The sequence below is a fragment of the Chitinophaga chungangae genome (genome assembly GCF_017742215.1).
GTDB lineage: Bacteria > Bacteroidota > Bacteroidia > Chitinophagales > Chitinophagaceae > Chitinophaga > Chitinophaga chungangae.
In genome coordinates, this window is sequence record NZ_JAGHKP010000002.1 from 151,951 (window position 1) to 166,124 (window position 14,174).

The 14,174-nt window shown below is 54.4% G+C and carries 10 protein-coding genes; 3 read left to right on the plus strand and 7 right to left on the minus strand.

The genetic code is table 11. The annotated features are described in order from the left end of the window. Positions 1-31: 31 nt before the first annotated feature. Positions 32-928 carry a DMT family transporter gene (locus tag J7I43_RS08690; protein WP_209145282.1) on the plus strand — a complete coding sequence of 299 codons (897 nt, stop codon included), beginning with the start codon at positions 32-34 and terminating at the stop codon, positions 926-928. Here the strand turns inward: J7I43_RS08690 and J7I43_RS08695 are convergent. Next, positions 918-2,507, minus strand: a complete 1,590-nt coding sequence (locus J7I43_RS08695) for an ArnT family glycosyltransferase (protein WP_209145283.1) — start codon at positions 2,505-2,507, stop codon at positions 918-920. The two genes, J7I43_RS08690 and J7I43_RS08695, sit on opposite strands and share 11 nt — an antisense overlap. A 4-nt stretch (positions 2,508-2,511) precedes the next feature. Next, positions 2,512-3,123 carry a phosphatase PAP2 family protein gene (locus J7I43_RS08700; protein ID WP_209145284.1) on the minus strand — a complete coding sequence of 204 codons (612 nt, stop codon included), beginning with the start codon at positions 3,121-3,123 and terminating at the stop codon, positions 2,512-2,514. Between the two features lie 229 nt (positions 3,124-3,352). On the opposite strand from J7I43_RS08700, the gene J7I43_RS08705 reads away from it, so the two are divergent. Further along, positions 3,353-5,740 (plus strand): ABC transporter permease, encoded by a 2,388-nt coding sequence (locus tag J7I43_RS08705; protein WP_209145285.1) that lies wholly within the window; start codon positions 3,353-3,355, stop codon positions 5,738-5,740. 51 nt (positions 5,741-5,791) lie between these two features. On the opposite strand, the gene J7I43_RS08710 is transcribed toward J7I43_RS08705, so the two are convergent. From J7I43_RS08710 to J7I43_RS08725, 4 genes are all read right to left on the minus strand, one after another. Next, entirely contained in the window at positions 5,792-6,367 is a 576-nt protein-coding gene (locus J7I43_RS08710; protein ID WP_209145286.1) for a YdeI/OmpD-associated family protein, read from the minus strand. Positions 6,368-6,423: 56 nt separating this feature from the next. After that, complete coding sequence (locus J7I43_RS08715) at positions 6,424-7,500, minus strand: glycoside hydrolase family 10 protein (protein ID WP_209145287.1); 1,077 nt, start codon at positions 7,498-7,500, stop codon at positions 6,424-6,426. After that, positions 7,493-8,572 (minus strand): carbohydrate-binding family 9-like protein, encoded by a 1,080-nt coding sequence (locus J7I43_RS08720; protein ID WP_209145288.1) that lies wholly within the window; start codon positions 8,570-8,572, stop codon positions 7,493-7,495. Before J7I43_RS08720 ends, J7I43_RS08715 begins: the two co-directional genes overlap by 8 nt. 103 nt (positions 8,573-8,675) lie before the next feature. Next, positions 8,676-10,199: a hypothetical protein gene (locus J7I43_RS08725; protein ID WP_209145289.1), complete on the minus strand. Its 1,524-nt coding sequence runs from the start codon at positions 10,197-10,199 to the stop codon at positions 8,676-8,678. A gap of 124 nt (positions 10,200-10,323) precedes the next feature. Here J7I43_RS08725 and J7I43_RS08730 point away from each other — a divergent pair, with 124 nt between their 5' ends. Continuing rightward, positions 10,324-12,390, plus strand: a complete 2,067-nt coding sequence (locus J7I43_RS08730; RefSeq protein WP_209145290.1) for a glucosidase family protein — start codon at positions 10,324-10,326, stop codon at positions 12,388-12,390. A 65-nt stretch (positions 12,391-12,455) separates the two neighbouring features. Here the strand turns inward: J7I43_RS08730 and J7I43_RS08735 are convergent, their stop codons facing one another. Continuing rightward, entirely contained in the window at positions 12,456-14,054 is a 1,599-nt protein-coding gene (locus J7I43_RS08735) for a RagB/SusD family nutrient uptake outer membrane protein (protein WP_209145291.1), read from the minus strand. Positions 14,055-14,174 lie beyond the last annotated feature (120 nt).

A 14,174-nucleotide genomic window follows, 5' to 3' on the forward strand; every position in this document is an offset into this window, starting at 1 on the left:
TTTAACAATACCATTCAACCGGTCGACCCGTATGCCGAAACTCCATATTAATGAGCACACCAAAGGGCTCATCAGCATTATATTTGTCATGCTCATCTGGGGCAGTTCTTTTACCGTTACCAAAACCGTGGTATCGGAAGTTCCTCCTTTCATATTCGCCGGCATCCGCAACCTGATCGGCTGCGCGGCTTTGCTGCCTTTTTACCTGGCACGACGGCGGAAGGCCACGCAACCGCTGCCGTATGGAAAACTTGTATTGATGGGGCTTGCGGGCACTACCTTCTATTATTTTGTGTTCAACACCGGCATGAAATACGTATCTGCCTCCAGCGGCGCGCTGATCGAAGGGCTGGTGCCGGTGGCCATCGCTATTCCCGCTGCTTTTATCCTCAAAGAACATTTGGCCAAACGCACCATTGCGGGCATCGTGCTTTCCGTGGCCGGCGTGATACTCGTGGGGTTCATCGGTGCGTCTGACAAATCGGCGAACGCATTGCTGGGCAGCTCCCTGATCGTGGGGGCCGTGTTGTTGTGGAGCGCATATACGCTGCTGTCGCGGAGTGTGAAGGAATACGACACGGTGCTGGTAACCACCGTGAGCACTTTTATCGGCACCGCATTATCGCTGCCGCTGCCGGCTTACGAGATCATCACGCAGGGCATGCCGGACATTTCGTGGAAGGCCTGGGCGGGGATGGTTTATCTCGGCGTATTTGCTTCGGCCGTAGCGTATTCGTTATACAACAGGGCGCTGGAAAATCTGCCGGCCGCGCAGGTGGGCAACTTCCTCAACCTGAACCCGGTGATCGGGGCGCTGATCGCCTTTATCTTCCTGAAAGAAAAATTGACCGCGCTGCAGCTTGCCGGCGGCATCCTGGTGCTGGCTGGCATCTGGCTCAGCAGCAAAAAAACAAAAACTAATCCCTGATACGCAGCACCCATACACTGTCCAGCTCGCGGGCGCGCGTGGCGCGGTTCACGAATTTCCCATCCAGCCGGGTAACGCGGTAGTTGGGGAATACCGCTTCGGTTTTATAAGGAACATTATTTTCTTCCAGCGAAGCCAGGCCTTCACGGCCGGTATACACCAGGCCCGAAGCGCTGTCAACCCGCTGCACGGGCGCATCGCTGTAGAATTCGAAAGAATAGGAATTGATCCTGTAAAAATTCACTTTTTCGCCGGGGAACTTTTTGTTTTTCCATCCGGCCGTGGTGGAACCGCCCTGGTACGTGACCAGTGCGGGATAAAAAAACACGTTCAGGAAAATACCCGCGCAAACGCCCGCCAGCACACTCACCCGCACCACGTCTTCCCGCTTCTTCAACCTGCTCCAAACCACCACCGCGATGGCGCTGATCACCATGTAAACCCACCAGAACGGCGGCCTGAACAGCACCGTAATAACCGCCAGCAGGATCACCACGATCAGGCTGATAACGCGTTGCGTGATGAATATCTTTTTCGTCCCCGCCAGTTCAAACAGCCAAGCGGCCAGCAATACGCTGAAATAAGGGAACAGGATGTTCAGGTAATGCGGCAGCTGGAAACGCGACAACGAAAACACCAACAGCGTGAAAATGCCCGCGCCCAATGTGATCCATTCCACGCCGGCGCGCAACCTGCGGAAGCGCTGAAAAATCGCGGCGTATAACAGCAGGCTCCATGGCAGGAATGCCCAAAGCAAAGTATGCAAAAAGAAAAACAGGTCGCCTTTGCCTTTGATGGGCCCGGTGTTGAAGAAACGGCCGAACTGGCTGTCCCACAGGAAAAACCGGATGCCTGAAACGCCCTGCCGGTCGAATATCGTTTTATCCGGCCGCGCGTCGAATTGAAGATACAGGCACCAGATCTCCGGCAGCACAAACACCGCGCTCAGTACGAGATACGCATACCAGCGCCATTGTACCAGCTGCTTCCAGTCTTTCCGCATCGCCCAGTGCAGCAGCATGCCGCTGCCGATAGGGATCAGCACGAACGGACCTTTCGTCATCATGGCCAGCCCCGTGAAAAAGGCCGCCGGCACAATATTCCAGACATTGCCCATCGCTTTCGCCAGGTACCACGATGCCGCGATCAAAAAACAGGTGAGATAAGGTTCCGCCCGCACATCGTTGCTGCTGATGATGGCGTGCAGCGCGGTGAGATACACAAGCGCCGCGATCTGCGCCGTTCCTTCCCCATAAAAATGACGGGCAAAAAGATACGTAAACCTCGCCCCCAGCAACCAGCAAAGGAACGCGGGCAGCTTGTAGGCAAACGTGTTGACGCCAAATATTTTGAAACTAAGGGCGCCGGCCCAGAAAGGAAAATGCGGTTTGTCCAGCCAGTCTTTACCATCGGCAAAAAGGTTCACCCAATCGTTGCGCCACACGATCTGTTTGGCGATACCCGCGTACAATGCGGCATCAGGCTCCATGAGCGTGGTAAAAAGACCTGGAATAAGGGAAAGTATGATAATGCCGACGCACCACCGGAACATGGCCGTTGCGGGATAGGTTTTCATCATGTCTCTAAGTTAAGGCATCCAGCTGACGGTTGGGCCTGATAAGCCGGAAGCCCGACTGGTTCCACCAGATAAAAAGCCGTGACACGGCCCAGCCCACGAGGAAGCCGTAGATGGCGCCGCCCAGGATGTCCAGCGGGTAATGTTTGCCTACGTAAACCTGCGCGTAGCCTATCAATAACGCCCACACCCATACCCACCACCATTTGCGGATGCCGATGGAGCGCAGGCTCAGGAACCAGAAGGCCGCGAGCGCGAAATGATTGGAAGCATGAGAAGAAGGGAAACCGTAACGCCCGCCGCATTCGATCAGGTTGCGCAAATGCGCCTGCAGGTCTTCGTTAAAACAGGGCCGCAGCCGCTGGAACAGCGGCTTCAGAATGCTGGCGCTGCCGTAATCCGCAATGGCAAAGGTGATCAGCGTACAAACGAGAAATATCAGCGCTTTGTTTTTCCGGTAACGGATAATGTATATGAGCACAAAAGCGTACAAAGGCACCCATGTAAGCGCATTGCGCATCAGCAACATCAGCGTGTCGAGAAATTCGTGCGCGCCGGCGTTATGGATACTGATGAATAAGGATTCATCAAGCTGTTGCATCCAGTCTTTCCAATTCATGTGCGAAATTTCTTGAAAGTATGTTTCCTTATTGTTACGGGATCATGATGAAATCATTTCCTTTCGGCGGTAAACAGTTCCGGGTTTTTCGGCTGTGGGTCAATCCATCATGTTTCGAATCGGACAACTATTGTACCAAAACCGAACATATTATAAATCACAATAACCTGTAAACTACTCTTACAAATGCATGTGTTACTCTGGCATTGTTCTGGCGGCCTTCGGAACTATGATAAAGAACTACCTCAAGATCGCCTGGAGAAACCTCCGGAAGAACAAAATGTTCTCGCTGATCAATATCGCGGGCTTGTCTACCGGCATGGCCGTGGCGCTGCTGATCGGCTTGTGGATATGGGATGAAGTCACATTCAGCAAACAGCATGCAAACTACGATCGCATTGTGCAGGTCATGCAGCATCAGACCTTCAACAACGAAAAAAATTCGCAGAACGCCATGCCTTATTTGATGGGCGAAAAGCTCCGGGAAGAATACGGCGGCGATTTCAAATATGTGGTGATGGCCGGCTGGACGTACGAGCACGTACTGGCTTACAACGGGAAATCTCTCCTCAAAACGGGGAATCACTTCGAGCAGGCCTTCCCCGAAATGATCACCCTCAATATGCTCAAAGGCTCCCGCAACGGCCTGCGGGACGCCAATTCCATTCTCCTCTCCGCCAGCACGGCCAAAGCCATCTTCGGCGATGCGGACCCGATGGACAAGATCGTGCGGCTGGACGACCAGTCGGACGTAAAGGTGACCGGCGTGTATGAAGACCTGGCCTACAACTCCGCTTTCCGCGATCTTAAGTTCATCGCGCCCTGGCAGTTGTACCTCAATACTTCTCCCTGGATCAAAGAACTGGAAAATCCCTGGCGCTCCAACTTCACGCAGACCTATGCGCAGCTGGCAGACAATGCGGACCTGGCAACGGTTTCCGCGAAAATAAAAGACATCAGGCTGCGGAACGTACGGCCGGCGGAAAGGGTACAGAAACCCGAAGTGTTCCTGCACCCGATGAGCAAATGGCATCTTTATGCCGACTGGAAAGACGGGGTCAATACGGGCGGGAGAATCCAGTTCGTATGGCTGTTTGGCATTATCGGCGTGTTTGTGCTGTTGCTGGCCTGTATTAATTTTATGAACCTGAGCACCGCGCGGTCTGAAAAACGCGCGAAGGAAGTAGGCATCCGTAAGGCGGTCGGTTCCGTACGCGGGCAGCTGGTGGCGCAGTTTTACAGCGAATCATTGATGCTGGCCGGAATCGGTTTCGTATTGTCGTTATTGTTAGTACAGGTCGCATTGCCGCTGTTCAACGAAGTGGCCGATAAAAAGGTAAGCCTTCCGCTGACCAATCCAGTGTTCTGGACGCTGGGCCTCAGTTTCACGTTTATCACCGGTTTGCTGGCGGGCAGTTACCCGGCCCTGTACCTTTCTTCGTTCCAGCCGGTGAAAGTGCTGAAAGGCACGTTCCGCGCGGGCCGCTTTGCGGCGATGCCGAGAAAGGTGCTGGTGGTGCTGCAATTCGCCATTTCGGTAGTGCTCATCATCGGCACGATCGTCGTGTTCCGGCAGATACGCCATGCGCAGGACAGGCCTATCGCGTACGATCAACAGGGCCTGCTGCACATCCCGCTTACCACGCTCACCCAGCTTGCAAAATTCGACCTGATCAGTAAAGACATGACCGATGCGGGCGCCATTACCTCCGCATCGCTTTCCAACAGCGGGACGGCAGGCATCAATGAGGTCAACAACGGTTTCACCTGGCCGGGCATGCAGCCGGATGCGCAGGGAAACTTTGCGCAGGTAGACGTTTCATATGATTTCGGGAAAACGGTGAAATGGGAACTGGTGGCAGGCCGCGATTTTTCCCGCGACTTCGCATCCGATTCCAGCGCGATGATACTGAACGAAACCGCCGTGAAATTCATGGGGCTGAAAGATCCTGTCGGTACGGTGATCGGGAAAGACGGTAAATTTTCCTACACCGTGATCGGCGTGGTGAAAGATATGGTGATGCAATCGCCCTACCAACCCGTATTCCGCACGATCTTCACATTCAACCCCGGCAACGGCTCCGTGATCAATGCACGGCTGAACCCGGCCAAACCGGTGGGCGAATCGCTGGCGAAGATCGAAGCGGTGTTCAAAAAATATAACCCGAACGCTCCTTTCGAATACAAATTCGTAGATGATATTTACGCCGCCAAGTTCGACAACGAACAACGTATCGGCAAGCTGGCGGGCTTTTTTGCGGTGCTCGCGATCTTTATCAGCTGCCTCGGCCTGTTCGGCATGGCGTCTTTTATGGCGGAGCAAAGAGTGAAAGAGATCGGCGTGCGCAAGGTACTGGGCGCTTCGGTGTTCGCTTTGTGGCGGCTGATGTCGAAAGATTTTGTGATACTGGTGGCTATCGCGCTGGTGATCGCCGTGCCGGCGGGGTATTTTTTCATGCGGAACTGGCTGCTGCGGTACGACTATCACACTGAAATTTCCGGCTGGGTGGTTGCGGCAACCTGCATTGGCGCGCTGGGCATTACGCTGCTCACGGTGAGCTTGCAAAGCATCCGGGCGGCCACCATGAACCCTGTGAAAAGTTTGCGCTCGGAATAATTTTTTTCCTTCCCTGATAACGAAGGGGTTGTTCGAAAGAGCAGCCCTTTTTTATTTTGCGCGGATGTTCTTCGCCGCCTTTTCCACCGTTTCTTCGATCCGCTTCAGCCTTGTTTCCGGGCGTTTGGCCAGCGCGATCCATGAAAAGATCAGCCGTTTGGTGGAAGGCGGGAACGCTTCGAAATATTGTTTTGCGGGTTTGTTTTTGGCCAACCGTTTTTTAAGATCGGGCGGCAATATATAATCTTCCGCTTCGGCCAGTACGTTCCAGGTGCCGGTTTGTTTTGCCAGGTCGATCATGTCCTGGCCGCGTTTCGTCATCTGGCCCTGTTCCGTCATTTTTACCACGCGCTCGCGGTTGGATTTGCTCCAGCTGCCTGCGGCCTTGCGCGGCGAAAACCGGATGTAGCGAGATTCTTCGTCGCGGCGGTTGGCCTGCCCGTCTATCCATCCGAAACATAGCGCCTGTTCAACGGCTTCTTCATATCCCACTCCTTTTTTTCCGCTGCCTTTCCGGTAAAAGACGAGGTGTACGGCGGTTTCTTTTTCGCCGTTTTTGCTGAGCCAGTTGCGCCATTCCTTTACGGACCTGGCGTAAAATGCGGGAACGCCTTTGAATATTTCCATGTTTCGCCTGTTTTGAACAAAAGTAAAACAGCGGCCTGACAGCCTTATGTCAGCAGTTAAACGGCCGATTCGCGCAATATGGCCAGCAGTTCCGGAGACAAAGCCCCGAAGATGGAAACGCCCGCCGCGCCGTTTGTAATGGCCAGCCGGATGCCTTCGCGGATATCGGCTTCGTTGCCTTTGAAATCGGGCAGGAAAAGGCCCGCATACAGCGGGAATTTGCCCTTCAGCGCCTGTACGCCTTCCGCCACCGCGTCGCCGATCCACTTAACGCCTTCGCTGTAAAACCCGTGGTAGATCATGGGACAAACAGCGTCCAGCGGCCAGTTCACCCAATCCTGCCGCACGATCCTTTTTGCGATCTCGGGCGTGGGGAACACTGCGGCGGTGACCGGTTTTTTATGACTGTGAGCCACGCCCGCCATATTGCTCACCACGTTCGTGATGCTGTCGTATCGAAACTTGCGCCACGACGGGCTTTGATCGGGATGCGCCATCGTGAGCGGGTCTGTGCTGTATTGCTGCCGGTATTTTTCGCGGCAGGTTTTGCAATAACAAAAATCATATTCCGGCAATTCGCTGCTTTGATCGATGCCGTATTTCGCCCAAAGATTCACCGGCAAGATCACGTCCACGAAGCGGATGTAATCGAGGTGAAGACCGTCCACATAACTTTTTGAAAGGATCTGTTCGGCCTGGTTTTTCAGGTAATCCACCACGCCGGGTTTGTTCGGGCACACGAAGCGGTAATAATCCACATACGGCGGTTTCTCCGCGCAGCTTTCCCCTTTCCGGTTCTCCGAAAAAAATTCGGGATGCTCCGCCAGCAATTTTTTATCCGGCCGGTTCATCGTCCAGAACCAGCGATGGGCGGCAATTCCCGCGTCTTTTGCGGCTTTGAAGTGCAGCTCGCTGTCTTCTTCGAAATAGATCACGCCAATGCCCGCTTCTTTGTACGAAGCGTAACGCTGCTTCAGATCGGCAGCCGTGTCTTTATGATTGGGATTGATCCAGACGCGGTGCTGCACTTTGGCGGCCGGCCTAAGCACGCCGGCGGCTTTCGACGCAATGCCGGGCTCTATCATGGCGAGGCTTCCCAGCCCGAGGGATTTGATGAAGTTTCTTTTATTCATGACGGGACGTGATTTTTCCTTCGTGGTTGATGATCGTTTCATAACCCGCGTGTTTCACAACGGCGGTGAACTGCGTGCTGGTGGCTTCGATAACGGGCGTGAGGGGAAGCTCCATCAAATCCAGTGCCCCCAGGTCTTTCGCGTATTGCCTGTGCTCGCGGCGGTATTGCTGCTGGCGGTAATACACTTCCCAAAGCGCGTTACGTGCGGCTAAGGTAGCGGGCTCATTGAAAGTAACAGGCCCTGATGGCGATGTGCTGAACTGCAAATATCCCCACCTTTCCGGCGCGTGCATGTTGATGATGCCCTGCGGCGACCAGACCCAGTTGTATTCCGGCGTTCGCGGTATTTTGACGTATTGGTTTTCCTTCACTTCGGTTTGCCATTGCACGCGGGAGAAATTGATGCGCCACTGGCTGCCGTCCTGCGGTGTGAAGCGGCCGCGGTAAAAACTGAGCGCGCTGAAGGGGACGGCCATTTCCACCGTCCAGGAACGGTCTTTGTCGCCGGGTTTGTTGAGCGTGCCGTTGACGTGGATGGCCGTGCGCAGGCCCTTCGTGTCCCAGTTGAGCATGGCGGCGGCGCCGTTGCGGTAAGGTTTGAGCATGAAGAGGTCCATCACCGTGTTCAGCGCATTGATCTCGATCTCGAAATAATTGTGCGTGTCGCCGTCGGGGTCGATGAATACCTCGAAGTCATTGTCCTGGAAAATGATCGTATCATGCTGGCGCAACCTGCCCCAAACGTCCGGCTCTTCCAGCTCCGCGAGAATGTAAAGATTCCGTTCGTCCCACAACATTTTTACGCGCGTGCGGTGCAGCGGCGCAGGTTTGTTTTCACCTTCGATGTCCATAAAATCTTCCGACCATGGCGCGTTCCGCCAGGCGGCTTCATCCGGTCTTCCATCGATCGTTAAAACATATTTTGTTTCAAAACAAATGTAATGACGGGGCTTTTCTCTAAAAGGCTTAAAGTTTGCAGAAAAGGTTTGCGCTGCAGAAATGGAAACAGCCGCCAGCAATACAGCCAACGTTGCGCTGAAACGAATGATAATTCCCCGGTAGGCTCGCATAGGTTTAAATATAACGATTCGGGGGCATCCACGGTTGTTAATCTGGATAAGCGGAAAGGCCGCCCCTGTGCAGAGACGGCCCTTCCATTATTTTCTCATTTCCTTATTTTTTCTTCGCCTGCCGTTGCTTCAGCTGTGCAAAATACAACGACCGCGGCATCAGCCCGTCCTGGTTCTGGCCTTCCCATATGCCGTCCGGCCTGCCTTTCAGCCGGCCTTGTACTTTTTCGCCTTTGAGGCCGATCGCGTAGTTGTTGCCGGAAGCCCAGGGGTTCTGGATGGCGGCGGATTTCACGGTGCAGTTCCAGATCACCTGTGTAACGCCTGCCCAGCCATGGCCGCTCCCCCAGTTGCCGCGGTCCTGCACGTTGATCTCGCCGTCGGTCACGATGTTGTCGTACAACGTGCCGCTGGCCCAGCGGTGATGCGGGCCGATGTCTGCATGCGTGCGTTTGGCGGTGCAGTTCACGAACACGTTCGGGCCGCAGGTGATGGCGCCGGTAACGAAGTCGTGGCGGCCGTCTGTAGCGTGGCAGTCCACGAACAGGTTGAGCTGGCCGTCGTTGTTGAAAGAATAACGGCGGCTGCCGGTGATGATCGATTTATGATCGAAGCAGTTGCTGCCGGTAACCGTCACATTTTTCGCGCCGCGCCGGAGGTTTACGCAGCTGTAACCGAAATACCGCGCTGTTACCTGTTTCACCCAGCAATGTTCCGCCTTGTCTATTGAAATCGCGTCCCAGCCGTGGTTTTCGGCGGTATCCGATTCAAAAACCGATTCGCAGGTAAGATTTTCGATGCCGCATTCTGAAATCCGGCCTTCGAAAGTGTATTTGTACAAAGCCCCGCCGCCGTATTTCGTTTCCATTGCCATTACCACCGGGATGTTGAGGAATACTTTATTGCCTTCCACTTTTACGACGGTCCTTTCATAACGGAGATCGTAAGCGGAGGGCTGCCATTGTTTCGTGCCGCTCCGCGCCTCGATCTGGTCCATTTTGATATCGGTGATCCATTGCGCTGTGCCGGGCCGGAAAAGGATCACTTTATCCCCCGCTTTAAACGGCGAAGCATTTTTCACTTCGAAAGAAAAGGCTCCTACCGGAACGTACGCATCGATAATGTCGGTTCGCGTGCCGGGTACTTCTTTGATCTCTCCCTGCCCGGAAACCCGTATGAGCGAGACCTGCCTGTTCGCCGTAGCGATCAGTTTCGTTCCTTCTTCGCCGCGAAGCACAATGCCGCCGGCGTTGATGTTGATGTGATCGGGAATCTTGTAATCGCCTTTACGAAGCAGTATCGCACCGCGGAACCCGTTCTTATCCGGCGTTCGTTTCGACACTTCGTCTATCGCCTGCTGGATGACGGTCTGGTCGTTGTCCGTTCCGGTGGGATTCACTTCTTTTACAACCGGGAGCACCGGGAGTTTGTTCCCTCCGTAACGATACCCCACCATACTGAAGTCCGGGATAACATTCCCTTTTTCGTCGGGAACGTACTCCAGTTTTTCTCCTTTTAATTTAATGAATTTGCTTTCCCATTCCTTCGGTTTGGGCGCAAAAAAAGTGAAAGCCGCGGCGCTGAGCATGATAGCCGGCACGAAGGCTTTTTTCGCAAAATTGTTCATAACATGGATTTCTTGTTGATTATTTCTATATTGTCCGTAGCCACAGACCTGAAACGGTCGAAATATAGTCATTTTCCACGTCAGCAGCAGTTCATTTTATTTAAACGAAAATAAAAACACACGCATGAAATTGCTGTCTGCAAAGCACGCCTTTTTTTCCGCCGCTTTTCTTCTCTTTGCGACTTTTACTTTTGCACAAACCGTTTTACCTGTCCAGCAGGACCGCTGGACGATCCAGCCAGACGGCAGCATCCGCTGGGATGTGAACGGCCGGCTGCCGCATACCGATCATATTGAAATGAGCGGCGAAAAAGTGTCGCTCTGGGTGCGTTACGGGCTGGACAGCAGCGGCCGTTCCGATGTTTTCCGCACCGTCGTGTTCCCCACTTTCCGCATGCTGCCCGACGCTACGCGCTCGCACATCAGTTCGTCTTTCACGGACGCCGATCTTCCCAAATTTTATGTGAACAACCGCCTGGTGAACATGGAGCTGATCAAAAACGGGCCGGGGCGAAACGGAGAGCTTTCGTACAACGTAAAAAATTATGGGCAGTCCGGCATCATGCGCATCGGCGCGCAGGCGGGCACGCCCGCGCTGGTAAACATCGGGCGGAGCCTATACCCTTCTGTGGACAAACCCATGGCGCTGGAAACCTTCACGTTCAAAAACGTTACGGACCAACCGGTGACCGTGAGCATGGAATACCTGCGTAAAGAAACCAGGACCGATGCGAAACGCAGTAAAACGGCGCAGCATTCGATCATCACGGGTTCGGTGAACGACGGCAGCCAGACCCTGGCGCCGGGGCAAACCGCCAGCTTCAGCGTGTTTTATCTTGCAACAGACACGCCCGGCAATCTTCCGCCTATCGATCCGCAAGCGGAAGAAAACGCCCGCGCACAGCGGGTTGCGGGCATTAAAGAAAAATTGCGGCTGGAAACGCCCGACCAAATCCTGAACACCGCATTCGCATTCGCCAAACTGCGCGCAACGGAAAGCATTTTCAAAACAAAAGGCGGCTACATGCACGGACCCGGCGGACTGGCATACTACGCGGCCATCTGGGCGAACGACCAGGCCGAATACATCAACCCGTTTTTCGCTTTCCTCGGCGACCGCACCGGCAATCTCTCCGCGATGAACGCTTACCGGCATTTCGCGCGATTCATGAACGATAACTACAAGCCTATTCCCAGCTCCATCGTAGCGGAAGGCGACGCCACATGGCACGGCGCGAAAGACCGCGGCGACCAGGCCATGATCGCTTACGGCGCATCGCGATATGCGCTGACGTTCGGCAATGCGGATTCCGCAAAAGTGCTGTGGCCGCTGATCGAATGGTGCCTGGAATACAGCCGCCGCAAACTCAACGACCGGGGCGTGGTGAATTCGGACAGCGATGAGCTGGAAAACCGTTTTTCCGCGGGCAAGGCCAATCTTTCCACCAACATTCTTTATTACGACGCGCTACGGTCCGCCGCCATGCTGGGCCAACAGCTGGGCAAACCGTCCGCGCAAACCGCGGGTTACGTGAAGCAGGCGGCCGCTTTGCGCGCGAACATCGAAAAATATTTCGGCGCGAACGTGGAAGGATTTGAAACGTACCGTTATCACGAAGGGCTGGAAAAACTCCGCGCCTGGATCTGCCTGCCGCTCACCGTCGGCATCATGGACCGGAAAGAAGGAACCATAGCGGCGCTCTTCTCCCCGCGTTTATGGACGGCGGACGGACTTGCCACCGAAGCGGGCAAAGGCACATTCTGGGACCGTTCCACGCTATATGCCCTGCGCGGCGTGCTGCAATCCGGCGAAACGGAAAAAGCGATGGACTTCATCCGTTATTATTCGCGCCGCAGGCTGCTGGGCGAACATGTACCTTATCCCGTGGAAGCATATCCTGAAGGCAACCAGCGGCATTTGTCCGCCGAAAGCGGGCTGTATTGCCGCATTTACACGGAAGGCCTTTTCGGCATGAGGCCCACCGGCTTCACTTCGTTCGACTGCACGCCGCGCCTGCCCAAAGACTGGAACAACATGGCGTTGCGCAGCATCAGCGCTTTCGGTCAGGTGTTCGATCTTGAAGTAACGAGGGGCGCCAAAGGCAAACTGGACGTTGTGGTGAAAAAAGAGAATGGTGCCGTAAAAAAATATTCGGTGAAAGATGGCGGAACACTGGCGGTTAAATTATAAGGAACAACAGATTAAAAAAAGGCCGGCCGGCCGGCCAGCCCTTTATCTATCGCTGTAGTACGTGATCAGTAGTTCGGGTTCTGCGACAATTTCCCGTTGATGTCGATCTCTTTCTGCGGAACTGGCCAAACGTAGTGAATGGTCGCGTCGAAGAGGCGGCTTTCCACCAGCTGGTGATCCGCGGTGAAAGTAACTTTGCCGGTATTGGCGTCTACTTTCCCTTGTCTTGCGCCGTACACGTTTCCTTTTCTTACTTCATCGCCGATCTTCCAGCGTTTGATGTCGTACCAGCGGAGGCCTTCCAGCGCCAGTTCTACCCTTCTTTCCCTGCGCACCAGCGTTCTCAGGGTTGGCTGACTGTTGTAAACGAGGCGGTCTACCACGGGCATGCCGGCGCGGGCCCTGATCTTGTCGAGCGCGTCGTACACGGTGGCATCTATCGAGCCGGTCTCGATCTTCGATTCGGCGTACATCAGCAGCACGTCCGCATACCGGATGATGATCATGTTCAGACCGGTGTTCCACATATCCGTGTAGTCGGAAAGGTTAGAGATGAATTTCTTCGGGAGATAGCCGGTCTTGGAGTTATTGTCTCCCAGCATAAAATCTCCCGAAGCGGGATCGATCGGGTTGTAATATTTCCCGTCGTACATCTGCCCCGGGTAAACAATGCTGGCTGAAAGGCGCGGGTCGCGGTTGGCGTACGGATCGTTTGCATTGTAGCCGGACGTGGGGTCCGTGATCAGCTTGCCGTTCTTCATTTCATAAGCGTCCACCAAAGCCTGCGTGGGGTCCACGCTGCTCCAGCCGCCTGAAGACGAAGTAGGCATGATGCCGATGTTGCCGTTCGGGTAATCGTTTTCCTTGTACTGCATGTCAAGGATCACTTCGGTGTTATTTTCATTCTGGATACGGAAAAGATCCTGGTAGCTGGCCGCCGGGCTGGAAGTGTTCCGGAAAAGATCGTAGCCGAGGCCCATCACTTTCTGGCAATCTTCGATACAACCGGCGTAATTGCCCATGTACAGCTCCAGCCTGGCGCGCAGCGCGTATGCGGCGCCGCGGGTGATGCGGCCCACGTCCGCGCCGGAATACGAAGGTTCCAGCTGCGGCGCGATGGCGGCAAGCTCGTCGAGCACATATTTCTGCACTTCGGCAACGGGCGTGCGGGTTACGGCGTTGGCCTCCGTAGGCGTCAGCGTGTTGGTCACCAGCGGCACGTCGCCGTACAGCTGCGTAAGCGTGTAATATTGATACGCTCTCAGGAAACGCGCTTCAGCCTTAAAACGGGTCTTGAGCGTTTCGTCCATTGGCGTTTTGTCCACGTTCTCGAGGAACCAGTTGCATTTCTGGATGGTTTTGAAATTCCAGCGGTTGGTCACGTTGCCGTCTGAAGGTGTGAGCGATCCGTTGCCGATGTTCATGTACCCTTCCCAGAGAAACTGGCTGTAAGCGTTGTCAGACGCGCAATCCATGTAAATCACGTTGTAGCTGTCTTCCCAGTCGCGGTAACATCCGTTGAGCGCGGCGCGGGCGTCGGCTTCGGAGGTCCAGAGGGATTCGTTGCTGTAAGCGTCTTCCGGCGTACGGTCCAGGAAGTCTTTGTTACATGCGGTCAATAACGTGCCTGAAATGGCTATGAGATAAAATAATTTCCTTTTCATCCGTTAATATTTTTCTTTTAATTGTCTCGCTCACAAAGTCTTTTTAGTCTCTGTGAACGCATTCGCCTGTTTGGCGGATGGAACCCCGCATTGGCATGCCCGGTTTCATCGTGTTCGTTT

What these genes read in the sequence shown, in the direction of transcription:
- J7I43_RS08690 (WP_209145282.1), top strand. Translation starts at nt 32, where the DNA reads ATGCCGAAACTCCATATTAATGAGCACACCAAAGGGCTCATCAGCATT.
- J7I43_RS08695 (WP_209145283.1), bottom strand. Translation starts at nt 2,507, where the DNA reads ATGATGAAAACCTATCCCGCAACGGCCATGTTCCGGTGGTGCGTCGGC.
- J7I43_RS08700 (WP_209145284.1), bottom strand. Translation starts at nt 3,123, where the DNA reads ATGAATTGGAAAGACTGGATGCAACAGCTTGATGAATCCTTATTCATC.
- J7I43_RS08705 (WP_209145285.1), top strand. Translation starts at nt 3,353, where the DNA reads ATGATAAAGAACTACCTCAAGATCGCCTGGAGAAACCTCCGGAAGAAC.
- J7I43_RS08710 (WP_209145286.1), bottom strand. Translation starts at nt 6,367, where the DNA reads ATGGAAATATTCAAAGGCGTTCCCGCATTTTACGCCAGGTCCGTAAAG.
- J7I43_RS08715 (WP_209145287.1), bottom strand. Translation starts at nt 7,500, where the DNA reads ATGAATAAAAGAAACTTCATCAAATCCCTCGGGCTGGGAAGCCTCGCC.
- J7I43_RS08720 (WP_209145288.1), bottom strand. Translation starts at nt 8,572, where the DNA reads ATGCGAGCCTACCGGGGAATTATCATTCGTTTCAGCGCAACGTTGGCT.
- J7I43_RS08725 (WP_209145289.1), bottom strand. Translation starts at nt 10,199, where the DNA reads ATGAACAATTTTGCGAAAAAAGCCTTCGTGCCGGCTATCATGCTCAGC.
- J7I43_RS08730 (WP_209145290.1), top strand. Translation starts at nt 10,324, where the DNA reads ATGAAATTGCTGTCTGCAAAGCACGCCTTTTTTTCCGCCGCTTTTCTT.
- J7I43_RS08735 (WP_209145291.1), bottom strand. Translation starts at nt 14,054, where the DNA reads ATGAAAAGGAAATTATTTTATCTCATAGCCATTTCAGGCACGTTATTG.